The following is a 17,784-nucleotide window of genomic DNA, read 5'->3' on the forward strand; positions in this document are numbered from 1 at the left end:
GGCCGGGCCCCCCCGCGGTTTTTCCCCCGGCGGGGGCGGCGGGGGCAGCGGGAGCCGCCGGCACGGAGGCGTCGGGCTGGGCGGGCGCCGGCGTGGCGGGCACGGACGATGCGCCCGGGACGGACGATGCGCCCGGCGTGGCCGGCACCGAGGAACCCGGCGCTTGCGGGACCGAACGGTCGGCCGGGAAGCTTTGCATCACGCCGGAATCCACAGCGGGGCCAGCGGTGCCCTTGTGGCTGAAGTAGGCCAGACCAGCGGTGGAGGCAAAGAACACGACCGCGGCCCACTTGGTGGCGCGCGACAGGAAGTTGGCCGCACCGGTGGCGCCGAACAGGCTGCCCGACGAGCCGCTACCGAAAGCGGAGCCCATGTCGGCGCCTTTGCCCTGCTGAAGCAGGACCAGGACGATGATAGCCAGCGCCGAGATCACTTGGACGGCCAGCAGAATTTTGAGCATCAGGGGCATTACAGACTCCGGAACGGAAACTTAGATGGCGGCAATTCGCAAAAACTCTTCCGCCACGAGCGACGCGCCGCCGACCAGGGCTCCGTCGATATCAGTCATGGCGAACAAACTGGAGGCGTTGGCGGCTTTGACGCTGCCGCCGTACAACACCTGGACCTGTGCCGCGCCGAGCGCGCGCAGGGCGGCGCGGATGGCGCCGTGGACTTCCTGGGCCTGCTCCGGCGAGGCCGTGCGGCCGGTGCCGATGGCCCAGACGGGTTCATAGGCGAGAACCATGCGGGAAACCGCATCGGCGCCCAACGCCAGCACAGGCTTGAGCTGCCGTTCGATCACGGCCAGCGTGTTGCCGGCTTCGCGGTCGGCCAGGGATTCCCCGACGCAGACCACGGGGGTCAGGCCGGCGGCCAGTGCGGCCTGGGCCTTGGCGGCCACGATCTCGTCGGTTTCGCCGTGCAGCACGCGGCGCTCGGAGTGGCCGGCAAGCGCCCAGCGGCAGCCGAATTCCTTCAGCATCGAACCGGAAACTTCACCCGTGTACGCGCCCTTGTCGTGCGCGCTGACATCTTGCGCGCCCCAGGACACGCTGCTGCCGGTCAGGGCCGAAGCAGCCTGCGCCAAGTAGGGAAACGGAACACAGATGCCGATTTCGCAGTGGCCCGCCGCATCCGCGGCACGAAGCTCGGTCAGCAACGCGGCGTTCTCGGCAAGGTTGCCGTGCATCTTCCAGTTGCCCAGCACGAGGCGGGCGCGGTTTTCGACTGAAGTCATGGCGAATTTGTCTGACGATTGGGAGTGAGGGGGTGAGCCTGCAGGTCCTGATACAGGGGCCTTGTGCAGCAACCGCCCACGGGCCTGCCTGGAAAAAATTCCAGGCGAAACCCGAGATTGTATCCTGTTGCGCGGCGATACGCCGAACGCCGCGCGTTTCTTACATGGTCAGGATGATTTTGCCGATGTTTTCCCCGCCTTCCATCATGGCGTGCGCCTTGGAAGCGTCAGCCAGCGGGAACGTGGCGTGGACGATGGGCTTGATGGCCCCTTTTTCCAGCAGTGGCCACGCCTGCTCGCGCAACGCGCGGGCGATGGCGCCCTTGAAGGCGACCGGACGGGGCCGCAGGGTGGAACCGGTGATGGTCAAGCGACGGCGCATGACCTGGGCGGTATCCACATTGGCGTGCGAGCCGCCCAGCTGCGCGATGATGACGATACGGCCATCATCGGCCAGGCACTGCATGTCGCGGGCAATGTAATCGCCGGCCACCATGTCCAGAATCACGTCGACGCCGCGTCCGCCAGTAGCGTCCAGCACTTCCTTCACGAAGTCCTGCGTCTTGTAGTTGATGCCCTTGTCGGCGCCCAGCGCCTCGACGGCACGGGCGCGATCGTCGCTACCGACCGTCGCGTAGACCTTGTGACCCATCGCACGGGCCAGCTGGATGGCCGTGGTGCCGATGCCGCTGGCGCCGCCATGGACCAGCAGCGCCTCGCCTTCGGACAGGCGGCCGCGGTCGAACACGTTGCTCCACACGGTGAAATAGGTTTCCGGCAGGCCGGCGGCCTCGATGTCGGACAGGCCTTTGGGAATCGGCAGGCATTGCGCGACGGGCGCGACGCAGTATTCGGCATAGCCGCCGCCCGCGACCAGGGCGCAGACCTTGTCGCCCACGGCAAAGCCGCTGCCGGCCACGTCGCCGCCGACGATTTCACCGGCCACTTCCAGGCCCGGCAGGTCGGATGCGCCGCGCGGCGGGGCGTAGTTGCCCTTGCGCTGGAACACGTCGGGGCGGTTGATGCCCGCAGCGGTCACTTTGATCAGAACTTCGCCGGCGCCGGCCTCGGGCGTGGGGCGTTCCACGGGGACGAGGACTTCGGGGCCACCGGGGCGGGTGATTTCAACAGCGTGCATCGCGTGCCTCCTTTGCAGCAAATGGATTATTATTGCGCCCTTTGCGGCATATCGTGATTCCGTTCGGGCAGAATGTTTGCCTGGCGGCCGCAATAGACTGGCGGCACTGCGGGCAATCCGGCAGGCAAAATCGCCGGCAGTACTGGCAACACCCCGGAAGCGTGGCAGAGTGGTCGATTGCACCGGTCTTGAAAACCGGCAACGGGCAACCGTTCGTGAGTTCGAATCTCACCGCTTCCGCCAGATTCAGAGGCAACCGTCCCAAATGGGCCGTCCTCCACAGGCCGTCCTCCACAGGCCGTCCCAAACGGGCCGTCCTCATCGGGCCGACCCAACGGGACGACCCCAACGGGCGTACCATGGACGCAGATTCCCTCTGGAGGTTGCCATGTACAAGCACATACTCATCCCCATCGACGGATCCAGCCTGGCCAACTCCGGCCTGGAACAAGCCCTTGCGCTTGCGCGTGCGTTGGACGCCAGCGTCACGGTCCTGACCGTATACAGCCCGTTCGAGATGCCCTCCATGGAATCCGTGCAGCTTGAAGGCATGCGCGGCATCTACGAAAACCAGGCGCGCGAGCTGGCCAGCTCGTATCTGTCCGAAGCCGCCGGCAAGGCCAGCACCGCCGGCGTGGCCTGCGTCACGGAAATGCGCGAGAGCGACTCGCCTTATCAGGTGATCGTCGACGTGGCCATGACGCGCAACTGCGACCTGATTGCCATGTCTTCGCACGGCCGTGGGGGCATGGCCGCGCTGCTGCTGGGCAGCCAGACGCAGAAGGTGCTGGCGCACACCACCCTGCCCGTCCTGGTGTATCGCTGACCTAAGCGGTGGCCGCGTAGGTCCCGGGAATGCCGGCGGCGGCCACGCCGCTGCGCAGGGTTTCCTGCGGCAATGATTCTGCCAGCAGGGGCCGCGCCGCCAGCAAGCGGGTCAGGTCAACGCCCGTGCGGTACCCCATGCTTTCCAGCATGAACACCAGGTCCTCGGTGACGATGTTGCCCGAGGCCCCCGGCGCAAACGGGCAACCACCCAGCCCGCCCAGGCAGGAATCGAAGGCGCGGATGCCTTCGTCCAACCCGGCCAGCGCATTCGCCAGGCCCAATCCCATCGTGTCGTGCAGATGCAGTTTGGTCAGCCGCGCGCCCACGGCGTCCTGCGCGGCACGCACCGCCTCGCGCACGCGCCCGGGGTGCGCATAGCCCACGGTATCGGCCAGCGCGATTTCATCGGCGCCCACGCGCGCCACCGCGGCCGCGACCTCGGCCACGCGCCGCACCGGCACCTCGCCCTCCATCGAACACCCGAACGCGGTGGCGACGGCGGCGTCGATACGCATCGGCCGCGCCTGCGAACGCACCCAGTCCACGATGGCGGCCAGCATGTCGACCTGCGCGTCGGTGCCCTTGCCCACGTTGGCGCGGCTGTGCGTGTCGCTGACCGACACGGGAAACGCCAGCACGTGCGCACCGGCCTCGTAGGCGGCGATGGCGCCCTTCAGATTGCACGCCAGCGCGCACACCGTCAGCCCGTCGATCTTCAGCACTTCGGGCAGGATGTCGCCCGTGTCCGCCATCTGCGGCACGAGTCGCGGCGACACGAAGCTGCCCACTTCGATCTCGCGCAGCCCGGCTGCGGCCAGTTGCCGGATCCAGCGCAGCTTGTCGGCGCCCGGCATCATGCCCTTGGCCATCTGCAACCCATCGCGCGGCCCGACCTCGCAAAGCCTGACTTCCTGATTCATGTGCGCTCCCGTGTCTTATTGCTGAATGACGATGCCGGCGCTCTTGATGGTCTGCTGCGCCTTGCCGATGTCCGACTGGATCAGCGCGGCAAACTGTGCGCTGGATACGGGGTCGGTCTCGAGTCCCTGTGACGCCAGCGCGTCCTTCACATCCTGGCGCGCCAGCAGCTTGTTGAAGTCGCTGTTCAGCCGCGTAACGATGGCGTCGGGCGTCTTGGCCGGGGCCAGCACGCCGTAGTAGGTCACCACGCTGAAGTCCTTGTATCCCAGCTCCGCCACGGTCGGCACGTCCGGCAAGGCCGGGTTGCGCTTGGGCGAGGTCACCGCCAGCGCGCGCACCTTGCCCGACTTGATCAGCGTGGCCGCCGACGAAATCGACGAGCCCGCGAATTGCAGATGCCCGCCCATCAGGTCGGCCAGCGCCGGCGCCGAGCCCTTGTACGGCACGTGCTGCATCTTGAAGCCGGCTTCGTGCTGCAGCATCTCCATTGCGATGTGCACGCCCCCGCCGGTGCCCGACGTGCCGTACGAAATCTTGTTGGGCTCCTTCTTGGCCGCTTCGATCACCTGAGGCAGCGTCTTGTAAGGCGAGGCCTCGGCCACCAGCAGCACCATCGGCGTCGTGGCCACCAGCGCCACCGGCGTCAGATCCTTCACCGGGTCGTAGGCCACTTTCATCAGCAGCGGAATCAGCGTCACGTTGTCGGACTGGCCGATCACCAGGTCATAGCCCTGCGCGGGCGAGCGCGCCGCTTCGGCCAGGCCGAGCGCCGTGCCGGCGCCGGGCTTGTTTTCGGGCACGACCGCCCAGCCGTTCAGTTCGTGCAGCTTGGTGCTCATCAGGCGGCCGATGTAGTCGGTGCCGCCGCCCGGCGTGGATGGGATGATGATGCGGATGGGCTTGTTCGGATAGTCCTGCGCAGTAGCGGTACATGCGACGGCCAGTGCAGCCAGCGCAACGAGTTTGCGGATCATGGGTGTCTCCTCTTTGATGGATGTCTTGGCGGTCTGACGCCGCCTCGACAGAAATCGGGCGCTAACGCCCTGGCGTCATGCAATCACTCCGGCCGTGCGCAAGGCGTCGATGCGTGCGGCATCCAGGCCCAGGCCCTGAAGAATGGCGTGCGTCTGCGCGCCTTGGGTCGGCGGATCGAACCGCTTGCCCGCCTTGCGGCCATCGAACTCGATGGGCAGCGCGGCGGCCGAGATCTCGCCGCCGTCCGGCAGCCGGGTCGGCAACAGCGCGCCGCCCGCGTTCAGATGTGCGTCGTCGAGCAAGTCGTGCGGCTGGCGGATCGGGCCATACGACAGATTGGCTTCCTCCAGCGCGGCGCACAGCTCGTCGGTCTTCCAGGTCTTCAGGATTTCGCCCACGCCCGGCACCAGCCACGAACGCGCGGCCTCTCGGTCGACGGCGGTGGCCAGGCGCGGATCCGCGGCCCATTCGGGCGGCAGGAATCTCTGCGCGAAGTTACGCCATTGCGCATCGCCCACCACTGCGACGAACACGCGGCCATCGGCGGTCTCGAAGACGTCGTACACCCCCCATGGCGGCTTGCGCTCCGCACCCATGGGTTTCGGCGCCGTGCCCGTCAATTGGAATTGCGCGATGAACTGGGCGACCAGCAGCAGATTGTTCTCAAAGAGCCCGGAACGCACATGGCGTCCGCGGCCGGTGGCATGCCGGTCGTGCAGCGCGGCCAGCGCGCCCACCACGCCGAACGTGCCGCCCAGGATGTCGTTGACCGACGCCGCCACGCGCTGCGGCGTGTCCGCGCCGCCATTGATGTACGCCAGCCCCCCCATCATCTGCACCACCTCGTCCAGCGCCGTGCGGTGTTTGTAGGGACCGGACAAAAAGCCCTTGAGCGACACATAGATCAGCCCCGGGTTCTCGGCCGACAGCGATTCGTAATCGAGCCCGTACTGCGCCAGACTGCCGTCGCGGAAGTTCTCCACGATCATGTCGGTCTGCAGCGCCAGCTTGCGCACGACCTCCTGGCCTTCCGGCGACTTGAGGTCGATCGCAAGACTCTGCTTATTGCGGTTGAAGACCGGAAAGTAGCCGCTGCCGGATCCCTTCAAGCGCCGCGTGCGGTCGCCGTCGATCGGTTCGACCTTGATGACGTCTGCGCCCAGGTCCGCCAGCGACAGGCCGGCGGCCGGCCCCATGATCATGTGAGACAGTTCCAGGACCTTGATGCCGCGCAGCGGCAGTTCGGTGCTGTCCATGAAGGGTGAAGCCGGTGCTGCTGTCATCTGCGGTTCCTCTTGCCAGCCTGTTCGATGGGAGCGCGGCGTCAGCCTCGGAAACTCGTCCGCCGCGCCGGCATGCCTGCATGATCGCGGGCGGGCGGCACCCGCGGGTAGCGGTCTTTCAGCACGGGGGCATTCTCGTTTCGGAACGTCCGGGTAAGCCCTGAGGGCGTCAATCCCCCAGCACACCCAGATGCGCGAGCAGCGCACGCGCAGCCGGCGACAGCGCTTCCGGATCCCGCACCGCAATGCACAGCGGCGTGCTGGACCACGGCCCTTCCAGCGGAATGAAGCGAATATCCAGGTGCGCCAGTCGCGGCTTCAGATAATGCGGCACCACCGCCACGCCCATGCCGCGCGACACCAGCAGGCAAATGGTTTCGTGCGAACTCACACGCGCGCTGATGCGGCGCGTCATGCCCGCCTCGCGCGCCGCCTGATCGAACACGCTGCTGATGCCGTTATCGCGGTTCAGCTCGATCTGCTCGAACGGCAGCAACTGTGCATAACCGAGCGTCTCCCGGTCGGCCAGCAGATGCCGGCCCGGCACCACCGCCGCCAGTTCGCAATGGCCAAAGGGAAACACCTGCAGGCCTTCGTGTCCAAAGTCGGAACCGGCCGCCACGTCCGCCCGCCCTTCCAGCACGGCGCGGAACGCCGTCTGCGTGGTGTCCTCTTCCAGCGAGATGTCGATTTGCGGATTCGCGCGCCGGAAGGACTGGATCTGCGCCGGCAGGTCGCCCGACAAGGCGGCAAAACTGACGGCCAGCCGGATATGCCCGCGCACCCCGGTCGCAAATCCCGCCATGTCGCGGTGCATGCGGTCCATATCCTCCAGCACGCGGCGCACGTGCGCGGCCAGCGCATCGCCGGCCGGCGTCGGCTGCACGCCCTTCACGCCGCGCTCGAGCAGCGGCACGCCGAACGCCTCTTCCATTTCCGACATGCGCTTGCTGACGGCCGACGGCACGATGTTCTCGCGGGCGGCGGCGCGCGCAAGGCTGCCCTCTTCGAGCGCAGCGAGGAACAGGCGCAGGGAAACGGGGTCGATGTCGCGGGACGGCGGGGCGGGCGGGCTGGGCTTCATGGCGCAAAGTGTCGTCCGTAGTCCCGCCGCGCGGGGTCGGGGTTTACCCGCCTGCAGGTCCGGTTCCTGTCGCGATTACCCGTTACCCGCGTGCGCGTCGCCAATGTCCCCGCTGCCAAGGTGGTATAGTCTCGCCCGCTGCCGGCCCCTCGCGGGACGCGCATCGCCCGAGTGGTGAAATTGGTAGACACAAGGGACTTGAACAAATTTGAGCCCTCTGGAGGAAACTCCAAAGGTGAAGCCCGTCAAACTCGGCGAAGGCCCTGGACCCGTTCCGCGCTAACGCCGAGCCAAGCCCCGATGACATATCGGGGAAGGTGTAGAGAGCAGACGGCGGGCACCTAAGGCCGAAAAGGCTATGGTGAAGGCGTGCTCCAGACCACGAACAGCAAGCCTGTGCTGGCGGCGAAAGCCGAAGTGGTAAGAAAATCCCTCGGCCTCGCGGCCGTACCGGTTCGATTCCGGTCTCGGGCACCACCCCGCTGCATCACGTTCCAAGGCAGGACGCCATTTCCGCGCCGCCTTCTTTGACGTTCGCTGTGCCCGTGAGGGGCCGCAACGCCACGCGCCTCCCGCAGCTGTTCATGATTGTTTCGCATGCCCATTGGCACCAATGCCTGGCAAGCGTTATGCGCGACTCTGTCTGATTTTTGTTGAGCCTTGGCTACCGCGATAACAGCCAAGCTAGACTTACCTCGCAGAATCGGTCACCTACCACCCGACGGGTCCGAACAGGAGGGATCCCTATGCGCCTGAAAGAAATCCCCGGCGCCAGAAAGCGACGGCTGCTCGAGAAGCGCTGGCCGCGTGAACTCCTGTATAACGTGCCGCCTATCTTCGCGGCCGGCATTGCGGCGATAAAGCTGTGGCATGAGCCAAAGCCTGATTACTTCCTTTTCGGTTGCGCCGCTCTTGCTTTCTTTTGGCTTATTGCCGCCCTCATGGTTCGCGTCAGCGTAGCTCGAGGGGAGGATACCAAAGACAGCCCCGCCGCCGTCCACGAAGGGCTGTATGCTGCGGTGTCCACCGTACACCATATGCTCGCCAAGCATTGCGCTACCCGAGAATGCGGGTCGGACTTGCGGGCAACCTTTCATCGAGTCGTCCCTCCTGTCAACGATCCGACTGAGATCGAGCAGATCATCAACTATGCAGGCGGAAGCGGCGAAGGGGTTGGCCGAACGTTTCCAGTGAACGCGGGCATCACCGGTAAAGCCATCCGCAATAAGACCCCATTTGATATGTCGAGCGAAACCGCGACGGACGAACAATTGAGAGATGAGCTCGTTGATGCCTGGGGGTACACTACGGCACAAGCTCGCAGACTCACGCCGGGGCGATATTCCGCATTGGCCATTCCTGTCCTAGACGCTTCTCGACAGCATGCAGTGGGCGTGATCTACTTCGATTCAAGTGACCGTGCATTGTTCGCCCGTAACGATGTAATGGAAATAGTTGGCGCCGGCTGCGAAGCCATCAGCGATTTCGTCACGAAAAGGTATTGACATGACAACTGCCACCCCGCGCTCACGTTGGACCTTCGTAAAAGAGGCAACGGTCATCTCGAAACCGGACGCCAAGATCACGGTACGACAGCTCACCCTCACGGACTCCGGTTTGCGCGCCATCACCAGCGGTAGCAGCGGCATCACACAAGGCGCCCGGGAAGAACCCGGACCTCCGGCCCCGATCAAGAAGATGGTCGCCGCATAATGAAAAAAGGAAGCTTTCGAGCTTCCTTTTCAGCATCTGTCGCCCCGCGCCGCATGAACGTCCTGCTTGCCACACCTTTTCGCATTCCCTCACGCTAGACAAATCGCACGCCCACACGGCAAGCTTGGATCCCCCGGAGGCGCCACCCCGCGCCTCCCCGTCATTCCGGGAGCCCGTGCATGTGTTCGCACTACCAGACGCTCAAGGACGCCGAACTGCTGCTGCAGAAATTCGGCGTGCGCACCAGACCCGCCGCCATCGGCAAGTACGACATGTGGCCCCGCTATGAAGGGGTGTTCGTGCGGCGTCCGCCGGAGCATGACGCCGGCGACGATGCCGTTCCTGATCGTGAGGCCGCCGCGGGCCGCTGGGGTCTGATCAGCGCGATGACGCGTGCAGGCGGCCTGGAACGGGCCGGCAAGCTGTCCACCTTCAACGCCCGCGCGGAGACGGCCGCGGGCTCGTACACCTTCGGCAACGCGTGGCGCCGCGCGCAGCACTGCATCATTCCCGCCGACGCGATCTTCGAGCCGGACTGGACGTCCGGCAAGGCCGTGGCCACCCGCTTCACCCGCGCCGACGGCAAGCCATTGGGCATCGCGGGTTTGTGGGACCGCTATCGCGATGCGGCGGGGCAATGGCAGGAGAGCTACACCATGCTCACCATCAACGCCGACAACGATCCCCTTTTCAGCCGCTATCACCAGCCCAACACGGAAAAGCGCATGGTGGTCATCCTGCCCGAGGGCGCCTATGGCGACTGGCTGACCGCCTCTGCCACCCACAGCCGCGAGATGCTGGTGCCGTTTCCGGCGGACATGCTGACGGCGACACCAATGGCGTGACGTGACTGTCGACGGCGCCGGCATCTGGCGCGGCGCCTGCGGCCGGATGAGGAAAGCGGCGGACGGACTCCGGAACAAAACCCCCGCCCGGCAGACCACCAGAAAAACAACTATTCTTCTGCCTCGCCTCTTATTTACCCGCCCGCCCGGCGGCCATCGACGCACGGCTCGTGCGCGCTGCCCGGGCCAGCGACCGAACCGATCTTGACCTCCCTCCCCGCTTCTCCCCCGTTCATCGTCTTGGACGCCTGCGTCCTCATGTCCGGCATCCTGCGCCGCCTGTTGCTGCGCCTGGCCGAGGCCGGCGTGTTCCAGCCCGTGTGGACCGAGCGCATCGGCGAGGAATGGCGCCGCAACGCCTGCCGCATCTGGGACATTCCTCCGGAGGTCATGGCCGAGTTCTGGGCAGACATGAACGCGCGGTTTCCGGCGGCCATGGAATCGGACACGCAGGTCTATGAAGCGTCGCTGCGCTACAGCGACCCCAAGGATTTCCACGTGATCGCGGCCGGGTTGGCGCGGCGCGCGCGCTGCGGGCTGCCTCAGACGCCGACCGTGCAGGTGTTGACGTGGAATCTGAAGGATTTCAATCGTTCCGAGCTGCGACGCCAGGGGCTGGACGTCTACAACCCGGACCGAATGCTGGTGCAGTGGTGGCACGCGGGGTCTGAAAACATGCAAGACGCCATTGCGCAGATTCCCGCCGACTACGTCGCGCTGGGCCGCGAGCCGGAGCCTTTGACTGCAACACTGCATCGTGAACGGCTGTACGGCCTGAAGAACCTGGTGGCGCGTCAATAGACCGCTCGGCGATGAAAGCGCCGGCAATAAGCCGGCAATAAAAAGCCGGCAATAAAAAGGGGCCTGGCCGGCTTTCGCCGAACCAGACCCGGAGCCAACCGTAACCGTTACGTCAATCGACCTCGACGAAAGCCTCTTCGCGCTTCTTGCGCAGCGCAGGCAGCGCAACCAGCACCAGCAGGATCGCGGCAAGCGCCAGCAGCGTGGCCGACAGCGGGCGCGTGACAAAGGTGGAGAACTCGCCGCGCGACAGGAGCAGTGCCCGGCGGAAGTTCTCTTCCATCATGGGCCCCAGCACCAGGCCGAGCAACAACGGCGCGCCTTCGCAACCCAGCTTGCTCCACACGTAGCCGATGATCCCGAAGATGGCGAACATGAAGATGTCGAAGGCGTTGTAGTTCAACGAATACACCCCGATCGTGCAGAAGACCAGGATCGCCGGGAACAGCATGCGGTACGGCACGCGCAGCAGCTTCACCCAGATGCCGATCAGCGGCAGGTTCAGCACCACCAGCATCAGGTTGCCGATCCACATCGAGGCGATCAGGCCCCAGAACAGCTCGGGGTGGCTGGACATGACCTGCGGTCCCGGCTGGATGTTGTGGATGGTCATCGCGCCCACCATCAGCGCCATCACCGCGTTGCCCGGGATGCCCAGGGTCAGCAGCGGAATGAAGGAGGTCTGCGCGCCCGCGTTGTTGGCGGATTCGGGACCGGCCAAGCCGGCGGGATGACCCTTGCCGAAGCGCTGCGGCTCTTTCGAGAGCTTCTTTTCCAGCGTGTAGGACGCAAAGGCCGACAGCACGGAACCGCCACCCGGCAGGATGCCCAGCGCCGAACCCAGCGCCGTGCCGCGCACGATGGCGGGTGCGGCTTCGCGGAATTCCTGGCGGCTGGGGTACAGCGAACCGACCTTGTCGGTGATCTCGACCCGGTTCTCCTTGAGCTCCAGGTTGCTCATGATTTCCGACAAGCCGAAGACGCCCATGGCGACGATGGCAAAGTCGATGCCGTCCTGCAGTTCGGGGATGCTGAAGTCATAGCGCGCCACGCCCGAGTTCACGTCGGTGCCCACCATGCCCAGCAGCAGGCCGAGCAGGATCATGCAGATCGCCTTGGGCAGCGAGCCCGACGCCAGCACCACGGCGCCGATCAGGCCTAGCGCCATCAGCGAGAAGTATTCGGCCGGGCCAAACGCGAATGCCACTTCAGCCAGGGGCGGCGCGAAGGCGGCAATCAGCACAGTGGCGATGCTGCCTGCGAAGAACGAGCCGATGGCCGCCAGCGACAGTGCGGCGCCCGCCCGACCGTTTCTCGCCATCTGGTGCCCGTCCAGCACGGTCACCACCGCCGAAGTCTCGCCCGGCAGGTTCACCAGGATGGCTGTCGTCGACCCGCCGTACTGCGTGCCGTAGTAGATGCCGGCCAGCATGATGAGGCCGGCGGTGGGCGGCAGCACGTAGGTGATGGGCAGCAGCATGGCGATCGTCGGCACGGGACCCAGTCCCGGCAGCACCCCGACCAGCGTGCCCAGCAGGCAGCCGATGAATGCGTAAGTCAGGTTTTCGGGGGTGAAGGCCACCGAAAAACCCAGCATCAGGTTTTGAAGCAATTCCATGTCCGGTACCTCAGTTTGTCAGCACGCTGGGCCACAGCGGAAAGATCAGGCCCAACCCGCGAATGAACGCGAGGTAGGAGAACGCCACGAGGAACAGGCCGTTGGCGACGGCAACCTTCCAGTTGAATTCGTGGCTGGCGACGCTGCTGATCAGGACAAGCAGGAACACCGAGAGGTACAGGCCGAGATAACGCAGGGAAAAGCCGTACAGGAACACGGACCCGACGACGAGAAAGAGGATGCGGAAGTCATAGCGGCCGATCGTCGTTTTTTCGGCGCGGGGGGACAAGGCGCTCATCAGCACCGTCGCGCCCATGAGCGCCAGCACGATGCCGAGCCAGAACGGAAAGTAACCGGGGCCCATGCGCGCCGCGCTACCCATGGAGTATTGGGTCGCCTGCAATGCAAAGCCTCCACCCACCACGATGAACATGACGCCAGACCAGAAATCCTGTCTGTTTCTTATCAATCTGCTTTCTCCCTAATCCGCCGCGGCCCCAGAAAACATGACTTCGGGCGCGAGCATTTCTCGTTCAACGCAGCCGCATCAACGGCGGCAACGACATGAACGCGGGATATTAAATCGTGAGGCGACATATCTCATATCGGTAGGAACCATGACTTTCCTGGGGATATCCCGCGACCATACCGTGGACATATCGCGCCCGAACAAGAGGTAGTTACGCTCCCGAAATCGCGGATTTTCCTTCGAAAAGGCGTGTTTTCCAGGAAGTTGGATCAACCGGAAAAAGTTCCACCTCCGATCACAGAGCGGTCACCGAAGAAATATGCGGATGCATTTTTTTAAGTAGGTACGCTTCCGGATCGGCCATTGCGCGGGTTTCTGGACATCAAATGCAGGCCCTAGGCGAGGGCAACTTCGATCCGATCGCCAAAGGAAAATCGCTCCGGGCGAAAACTCGGCCGGAGCGACAGATTCATGAAAGCAGTTTGAAAGTAAAGATGGCGACCTTGCCCTTGGCAATCAGTGGTCGTGATTGCTGGCCGCAAACCCGGCCGCGTTCAGGATGTCGATCACTTCCTGGATGTGCTCGGGACCGCGCGTCTGGAGCACGAAATCCACCTCGACATTGCGCACGGGCAGCGACGTGAAGGCGCGTTGGTGATGCACTTCCGTGATGTTGGCCTGCGCATCGGCAATCAGCTTGGTGGCATGCGCCAGCGCCCCGGGCAGATCGCGCAGGTCGACGCGAATGCGCGCCAGCCGCCCAGCCCGCACCATGCCGCGCTCGATCAGTTCGCCCAGCATCAGCGGGTCGATGTTGCCGCCCGTCAGCACCAGGCCGATGCGCTTGCCCTTGTAGCGGTCGCTGCCCTCTTCCTGCGCGCGCAGCAAGGCGGCCAAGCCCGCGGCGCCGGCGCCTTCCACGACGGTCTTCTCGATTTCCAGCAGCACGACGATGGCGTGCTCGATGTCCGCTTCGCTGACCAGTTCGATGCGGTCGACCAGGCGTTGCACGACGGCCAGCGTCAGATCGCCGGGCGATTTGACGGCAATGCCCTCGGCGATGGTGTACTGCCCCGGCGGCATGGTGACGCCCTTGACGGCCGCGTACATGGCCGGAAAGCGCTCTGTCTGCACGCCCACGATCTCGATGTCGGGATTCACGGCCTTGGCGGCGGTGGAGATGCCGGAGATCAGCCCGCCGCCGCCGATGGCGATGACCAGGGTGTCCAGCTTTGGCTGGTCTTCCAGCATTTCCAGGGCGACGGTCCCCTGCCCCGCCATGACGGCTTCGTCGTCGTAGGGGTGGATCATGATGAGGCCGCGTTCGCGAGCCAGTTCGTAGCCGCGCGCCTTGGCATCGTCGAAGGTATCGCCCGCCAGAACGACTTCGGCGCCGAAGCGCCGCGTGTTGGCGACCTTCACCGTCGGCGTGAAGCGCGGCATGACGATCACCGCCGGCACGCCCATGCGCTGCGCATGATAGGCCACGCCTTGCGCGTGGTTGCCCGCCGACACCGCGATCACGCCCTTGGCGCGCTCCTCGTCCGACAGCGTGAGCATGCGGTTCAGCGCCCCGCGCTCCTTGAAGGATGCGGTGAACTGCAGGTTCTCGAATTTCAGCCAGATCTCGGCGCCGAAAATGTCGGACAGTGTGCGGGACAGGGTGAACGGGGTCTTCATGACCTGGCCGCGCAGCTTTTCGCGGGCGGCCTGGATGGATGCGATATCGATCACGATGGAAATCCGGTTAACGCACAGGCAGGAAGTTGAACAGCAAAAGGCCCTGGGCGTAGTTGATGCCGATGCGCCGGGAGTTCTCGCCGAGCAGGTTGGCGATCAGGTCGAGCCGGCCGATGATGGCGCCGAACTCGCGCTCGAAACTGAGATTCGTGGCGGTCGGGGAAATTTCGTTGGCCAGCAGCAGCAATTCGCCCTGGTTGTTGCGGCGCGTGGCCAGCAGCCAGGCCGCGGCCTCGACGTTCCGTGCGGCATTGTAGACCCGCTGGCCGTCCAGGGCGTCTGTCGCGTACAGGCGCGTCTTGCCGTTGTGCGCCGCGATGATGGTGTCCGCAAGCCCGTAGATGAAGGCGCCGACCCGGTCGCCCGGATAGTTGGGATCCAGGGCGACTGCCAGGATCTGGATGTCGCGCAGCCCGCTGAGATCTCGCGGCGGCACACGGACTTCGATGGAATGCTTGACGCGGTTCACCGCGGTGGCCAGGTCCGGCGCACCGGTCTTGCGCCATTCCCGCGGATTGCGGCGGTACAGCTTGTCCAGCAACGAATACAGGCTGGTCAGGTTGTCGCGTACCTCGAGTGTGACCGTGCGGTTGAAGTCCGTCTGCGCGAACTGGTCCGCCGTCATGTCCTCGCCCTTGGGGCCACGCTGGCCCGCCCCAGGGGGCGACATGCAGCCGGTCAACAGCGCAGCCAACAGCGCTGCGGTGACTGCGGTTATCGGCCACGCCGTCATGCCTTGCTCATCCGTATGCCCCCTTCGATCAAGCGTGAAGCGCGCCAATGCACCCGGCGGCGCGTCTCTCGCGCAAGACTTTACAGGAAGGCGGACGAACTGGGGAGCAGCGGCCCGTCCCCCTCACGTTCGGCCGCGCGAGGCAAAAAAAAACGGCGCCTCGGATGAGGCGCCGTTTTTCAATCAGGAGGCTGCAGGCTTATTCAGCTTGCGGTTCCGATTGGGGGGCCGCTTCGGGAGCGGCAGCGGCTTGCTGCTGCTCGATGCCACCGATTGCCTTGATGGACAGGCGCAGACGGCCCTTGTCGTCGGCCTCGATGACCTTGACGCGGACTTGCTGGCCGACCTTCAGCACATCGTTGATGTTCGCGATGCGGTAGTTGGCGATTTCGGAGATGTGCAGCAGACCGTCGCGGCCCGGCAGCACTTGCACGATGGCGCCGAAGTCCAGCAGACGCAGGACCGAGCCTTCGTAGATTTGGCCCACTTCGACGTCGGCGGTCAGCTCGACGATGCGGCGCTGGGCTTCCTTGGCCTGCGCTTCGTCGACGCTGGCGATCACGATCGTGCCGTCGTCGGAGATGTCGATCTGCGTACCGGTTTCTTCGGTCAGCGCGCGGATGGTGGCGCCGCCCTTGCCGATCACGTCACGGATCTTCTCGGGGTTGATCTTGATGGTCAGCATGCGCGGCGCGAACGCCGACAGCTCGCCACGCGAACCGTCCAGGGCGTCCTTCATCTTGCCGAGGATGTGCAGACGGCCTTCGCGGGCCTGGTCCAGCGCAACCTGCATGATTTCCTTGGTGATGCCCTGGATCTTGATGTCCATCTGCAGTGCGGTGACGCCGTTTTCGGTGCCCGCAACCTTGAAGTCCATGTCGCCCAGGTGATCTTCGTCGCCCAGGATGTCCGTCAGCACGGCAAACTTGCCGCCGTCCAGGATCAGACCCATGGCCACGCCGGCCACGTGATCCTTGACCGGCACGCCGGCGTCCATCATGGCGAGCGAGCCGCCGCAAACCGAGGCCATCGACGAGGAGCCGTTGGATTCGGTGATTTCCGACACGAGGCGAATCGTGTACTGGAAGTCTTCGGGGGCCGGCAGCAGCGGCACCAGCGAACGCTTGGCCAGACGGCCGTGGCCGATTTCGCGGCGCTTGGGCACACCGATGCGGCCGGTTTCGCCGGTGGCGAACGGAGGCATGTTGTAGTGCATCATGAAGCGGTCACGGTACTCGCCCATGAGCGCGTCGATGATCTGTTCGTCCTGCTTGGTGCCCAGCGTGGCCACGACCAGTGCCTGGGTTTCACCACGGGTGAACAGGGCGCTGCCGTGCGCGCGGGGCAGCACGCCCAGACGCACGCTGATCGGACGGACGGTGCGGGTGTCGCGGCCGTCGATGCGCGGTTCGCCGTTCAGGATCTGGCCGCGGACGATGGCCGATTCCAGCGAGAACAGGATGTTGTCGACGGTGACGGCGTCGGGGGCCGACTCGCCCTTTTCGGCGGCGGCGGCGACCAGCTTGGCCGACACGTCTGCGTAGACTTCACGCAGCTTGGTGGTGCGAGCCTGCTTTTCACGGATCTGGTAGGCGGCGTTCAGGCCTTCCTGGGCGGCCGCGGTAACCGCGGCGATCAGGGCCTCGTCCTTGGCGGGAGCCTGCCATTCCCAATCGGGCTTGCCGGCGTCCTTCACGAGTTCGTGAATGGCGTTGATGACGGTCTGCATCTGCTGGTGGCCGTAGACCACGCCGCCCAACATGACTTCTTCGGACAGCTGGTCAGCTTCCGATTCGACCATCAGCACGGCGTTTTCCGTACCGGCGACAACCAGGTTCAGCTTGGACGACTTCAGGTCCGAAGCGGTCGGGTTGATGGTGTACTGACCATCGATGTAACCGACGCGCGCGGCGCCGATCGGGCCGTTGAACGGGATGCCCGAGATGGCCAGCGCGGCGGAGGCGCCGATCATGGCGGCGATGTCGGGATCGATTTCAGGATTGACCGACAGCGTGTGCAGGACCACCTGGACTTCGTTGTAGAAGTCTTCGGGGAACAGCGGACGCAGCGGACGGTCGATCAGGCGCGACGTCAGCGTTTCCTTTTCGGACGGCTTGCCTTCGCGCTTGAAGAACCCACCCGGAATGCGGCCGGCAGCGTAGGTCTTTTCGATGTAGTCGACGGTCAGCGGGAAGAACGTCTGACCCGGCTTGGCCTTCTTGGAAGCCACGACAGTGGCCAGGACGACGGTGTCCTCGATCGACACCACAACGGCGCCGGAGGCCTGGCGAGCGATTTCGCCAGTTTCCAGGACGACCGTGTGCTGGCCGTACTGGAACGATTTAGTCACTTTGTTGAACATGACGATTATTCCTTACAAATGAAAAACCGTGGCCGCT

Annotated in this window: 17 protein-coding genes and 1 tRNA gene; 6 read left to right on the top strand and 12 right to left on the bottom strand. The window is 65.0% G+C overall.

The features are described 5' to 3' along the window. From secG to B3446_RS12420, 3 genes are all read right to left on the bottom strand, one after another. On the bottom strand, positions 1 to 469 hold a 469-nt coding region (secG, locus tag B3446_RS12410; protein WP_291381365.1), incomplete at its 3' end, for a preprotein translocase subunit SecG. A 21-nt stretch (positions 470 to 490) separates the two neighbouring features. Next, entirely contained in the window at positions 491 to 1,237 is a 747-nt protein-coding gene (tpiA, locus tag B3446_RS12415) for a triose-phosphate isomerase (RefSeq protein WP_056321524.1), read from the bottom strand. Between the two features lie 160 nt (positions 1,238 to 1,397). Continuing rightward, a complete protein-coding gene (locus B3446_RS12420) occupies positions 1,398 to 2,375 on the bottom strand; it encodes an NAD(P)H-quinone oxidoreductase (protein WP_291381387.1) in 978 nt (325 codons plus the stop codon). A 155-nt stretch (positions 2,376 to 2,530) separates the two neighbouring features. Here B3446_RS12420 and B3446_RS12425 point away from each other — a divergent pair. Together B3446_RS12425 and B3446_RS12430 are read left to right on the top strand one after the other, a co-directional pair. Further along, positions 2,531 to 2,618 (top strand) — tRNA-Ser (locus tag B3446_RS12425). Between the two features lie 145 nt (positions 2,619 to 2,763). After that, on the top strand, positions 2,764 to 3,201 hold the full coding sequence (locus B3446_RS12430) for a universal stress protein (protein ID WP_175123096.1): 438 nt from the start codon (positions 2,764 to 2,766) through the stop codon (positions 3,199 to 3,201). A gap of 1 nt (position 3,202) precedes the next feature. Here the strand turns inward: B3446_RS12430 and B3446_RS12435 are convergent, their stop codons facing one another. The 4 genes from B3446_RS12435 to B3446_RS12450 all read right to left on the bottom strand — a co-directional run bounded on the left by B3446_RS12435 (position 3,203) and on the right by B3446_RS12450 (position 7,466). Next, positions 3,203 to 4,123 carry a hydroxymethylglutaryl-CoA lyase gene (locus B3446_RS12435; RefSeq protein WP_279971917.1) on the bottom strand — a complete coding sequence of 307 codons (921 nt, stop codon included), beginning with the start codon at positions 4,121 to 4,123 and terminating at the stop codon, positions 3,203 to 3,205. A gap of 15 nt (positions 4,124 to 4,138) precedes the next feature. Beyond that, on the bottom strand, positions 4,139 to 5,098 hold the full coding sequence (locus B3446_RS12440; RefSeq protein WP_191576882.1) for a Bug family tripartite tricarboxylate transporter substrate binding protein: 960 nt from the start codon (positions 5,096 to 5,098) through the stop codon (positions 4,139 to 4,141). A 75-nt stretch (positions 5,099 to 5,173) separates the two neighbouring features. Beyond that, entirely contained in the window at positions 5,174 to 6,382 is a 1,209-nt protein-coding gene (locus B3446_RS12445; RefSeq protein ID WP_291381391.1) for a CaiB/BaiF CoA transferase family protein, read from the bottom strand. A gap of 169 nt (positions 6,383 to 6,551) precedes the next feature. Then, a complete protein-coding gene (locus tag B3446_RS12450) occupies positions 6,552 to 7,466 on the bottom strand; it encodes a LysR family transcriptional regulator (RefSeq protein WP_291381393.1) in 915 nt (304 codons plus the stop codon). Positions 7,467 to 8,212: 746 nt separating this feature from the next. On the opposite strand from B3446_RS12450, the gene B3446_RS12455 reads away from it, so the two are divergent. The 4 genes from B3446_RS12455 to B3446_RS12470 all read left to right on the top strand — a co-directional run bounded on the left by B3446_RS12455 (position 8,213) and on the right by B3446_RS12470 (position 10,825). Continuing rightward, positions 8,213 to 8,971: a GAF domain-containing protein gene (locus B3446_RS12455; protein WP_291381395.1), complete on the top strand. Its 759-nt coding sequence runs from the start codon at positions 8,213 to 8,215 to the stop codon at positions 8,969 to 8,971. Between the two features lies 1 nt (position 8,972). Further along, entirely contained in the window at positions 8,973 to 9,179 is a 207-nt protein-coding gene (locus tag B3446_RS12460) for a sulfatase (protein WP_286935996.1), read from the top strand. A gap of 179 nt (positions 9,180 to 9,358) precedes the next feature. Next, complete coding sequence (locus B3446_RS12465; RefSeq protein ID WP_291381399.1) at positions 9,359 to 10,024, top strand: SOS response-associated peptidase; 666 nt, start codon at positions 9,359 to 9,361, stop codon at positions 10,022 to 10,024. Between the two features lie 258 nt (positions 10,025 to 10,282). Beyond that, entirely contained in the window at positions 10,283 to 10,825 is a 543-nt protein-coding gene (locus B3446_RS12470; RefSeq protein ID WP_239216225.1) for a PIN domain-containing protein, read from the top strand. Between the two features lie 112 nt (positions 10,826 to 10,937). Here B3446_RS12470 and B3446_RS12475 read toward each other — a convergent pair whose 3' ends face one another. From B3446_RS12475 to pnp, 5 genes are all read right to left on the bottom strand, one after another. Next, entirely contained in the window at positions 10,938 to 12,443 is a 1,506-nt protein-coding gene (locus tag B3446_RS12475; RefSeq protein ID WP_291381401.1) for a tripartite tricarboxylate transporter permease, read from the bottom strand. 10 nt (positions 12,444 to 12,453) lie between these two features. After that, the gene (locus tag B3446_RS12480) at positions 12,454 to 12,876 is read right to left on the bottom strand and encodes a tripartite tricarboxylate transporter TctB family protein (protein WP_175184167.1); all 423 of its coding nucleotides are present in this window, start codon (positions 12,874 to 12,876) and stop codon (positions 12,454 to 12,456) included. Positions 12,877 to 13,428: 552 nt separating this feature from the next. Continuing rightward, positions 13,429 to 14,646 (bottom strand): threonine ammonia-lyase, encoded by a 1,218-nt coding sequence (locus tag B3446_RS12485; protein ID WP_291381404.1) that lies wholly within the window; start codon positions 14,644 to 14,646, stop codon positions 13,429 to 13,431. 13 nt (positions 14,647 to 14,659) lie between these two features. After that, complete coding sequence (locus tag B3446_RS12490; RefSeq protein ID WP_175123107.1) at positions 14,660 to 15,385, bottom strand: hypothetical protein; 726 nt, start codon at positions 15,383 to 15,385, stop codon at positions 14,660 to 14,662. Positions 15,386 to 15,584: 199 nt separating this feature from the next. After that, positions 15,585 to 17,747, bottom strand: a complete 2,163-nt coding sequence (gene pnp, locus B3446_RS12495; RefSeq protein ID WP_291381407.1) for a polyribonucleotide nucleotidyltransferase — start codon at positions 17,745 to 17,747, stop codon at positions 15,585 to 15,587. Positions 17,748 to 17,784: the final 37 nt, after the last annotated feature.

This window comes from Achromobacter sp. UBA5777, assembly GCF_002418565.1.
GTDB classification, from domain to species: Bacteria; Pseudomonadota; Gammaproteobacteria; order Burkholderiales; family Burkholderiaceae_B; genus Achromobacter; species Achromobacter animicus.

Bases quoted from the DNA above. Each gene is read 5' to 3' on its own strand.
- pnp (WP_291381407.1), bottom strand. From the start codon at position 17,747: ATGTTCAACAAAGTGACTAAATCGTTCCAGTACGGCCAGCACACGGTC.
- B3446_RS12475 (WP_291381401.1), bottom strand. From the start codon at position 12,443: ATGGAATTGCTTCAAAACCTGATGCTGGGTTTTTCGGTGGCCTTCACC.
- B3446_RS12420 (WP_291381387.1), bottom strand. From the start codon at position 2,375: ATGCACGCTGTTGAAATCACCCGCCCCGGTGGCCCCGAAGTCCTCGTC.
- B3446_RS12445 (WP_291381391.1), bottom strand. From the start codon at position 6,382: ATGACAGCAGCACCGGCTTCACCCTTCATGGACAGCACCGAACTGCCG.
- tpiA (WP_056321524.1), bottom strand. From the start codon at position 1,237: ATGACTTCAGTCGAAAACCGCGCCCGCCTCGTGCTGGGCAACTGGAAG.
- B3446_RS12450 (WP_291381393.1), bottom strand. From the start codon at position 7,466: ATGAAGCCCAGCCCGCCCGCCCCGCCGTCCCGCGACATCGACCCCGTT.
- B3446_RS12435 (WP_279971917.1), bottom strand. From the start codon at position 4,123: ATGAATCAGGAAGTCAGGCTTTGCGAGGTCGGGCCGCGCGATGGGTTG.
- B3446_RS12460 (WP_286935996.1), top strand. From the start codon at position 8,973: ATGACAACTGCCACCCCGCGCTCACGTTGGACCTTCGTAAAAGAGGCA.
- B3446_RS12440 (WP_191576882.1), bottom strand. From the start codon at position 5,098: ATGATCCGCAAACTCGTTGCGCTGGCTGCACTGGCCGTCGCATGTACC.
- B3446_RS12490 (WP_175123107.1), bottom strand. From the start codon at position 15,385: ATGACGGCGTGGCCGATAACCGCAGTCACCGCAGCGCTGTTGGCTGCG.
- B3446_RS12455 (WP_291381395.1), top strand. From the start codon at position 8,213: ATGCGCCTGAAAGAAATCCCCGGCGCCAGAAAGCGACGGCTGCTCGAG.
- B3446_RS12465 (WP_291381399.1), top strand. From the start codon at position 9,359: ATGTGTTCGCACTACCAGACGCTCAAGGACGCCGAACTGCTGCTGCAG.
- B3446_RS12480 (WP_175184167.1), bottom strand. From the start codon at position 12,876: ATGTTCATCGTGGTGGGTGGAGGCTTTGCATTGCAGGCGACCCAATAC.
- B3446_RS12430 (WP_175123096.1), top strand. From the start codon at position 2,764: ATGTACAAGCACATACTCATCCCCATCGACGGATCCAGCCTGGCCAAC.
- B3446_RS12470 (WP_239216225.1), top strand. From the start codon at position 10,283: ATGTCCGGCATCCTGCGCCGCCTGTTGCTGCGCCTGGCCGAGGCCGGC.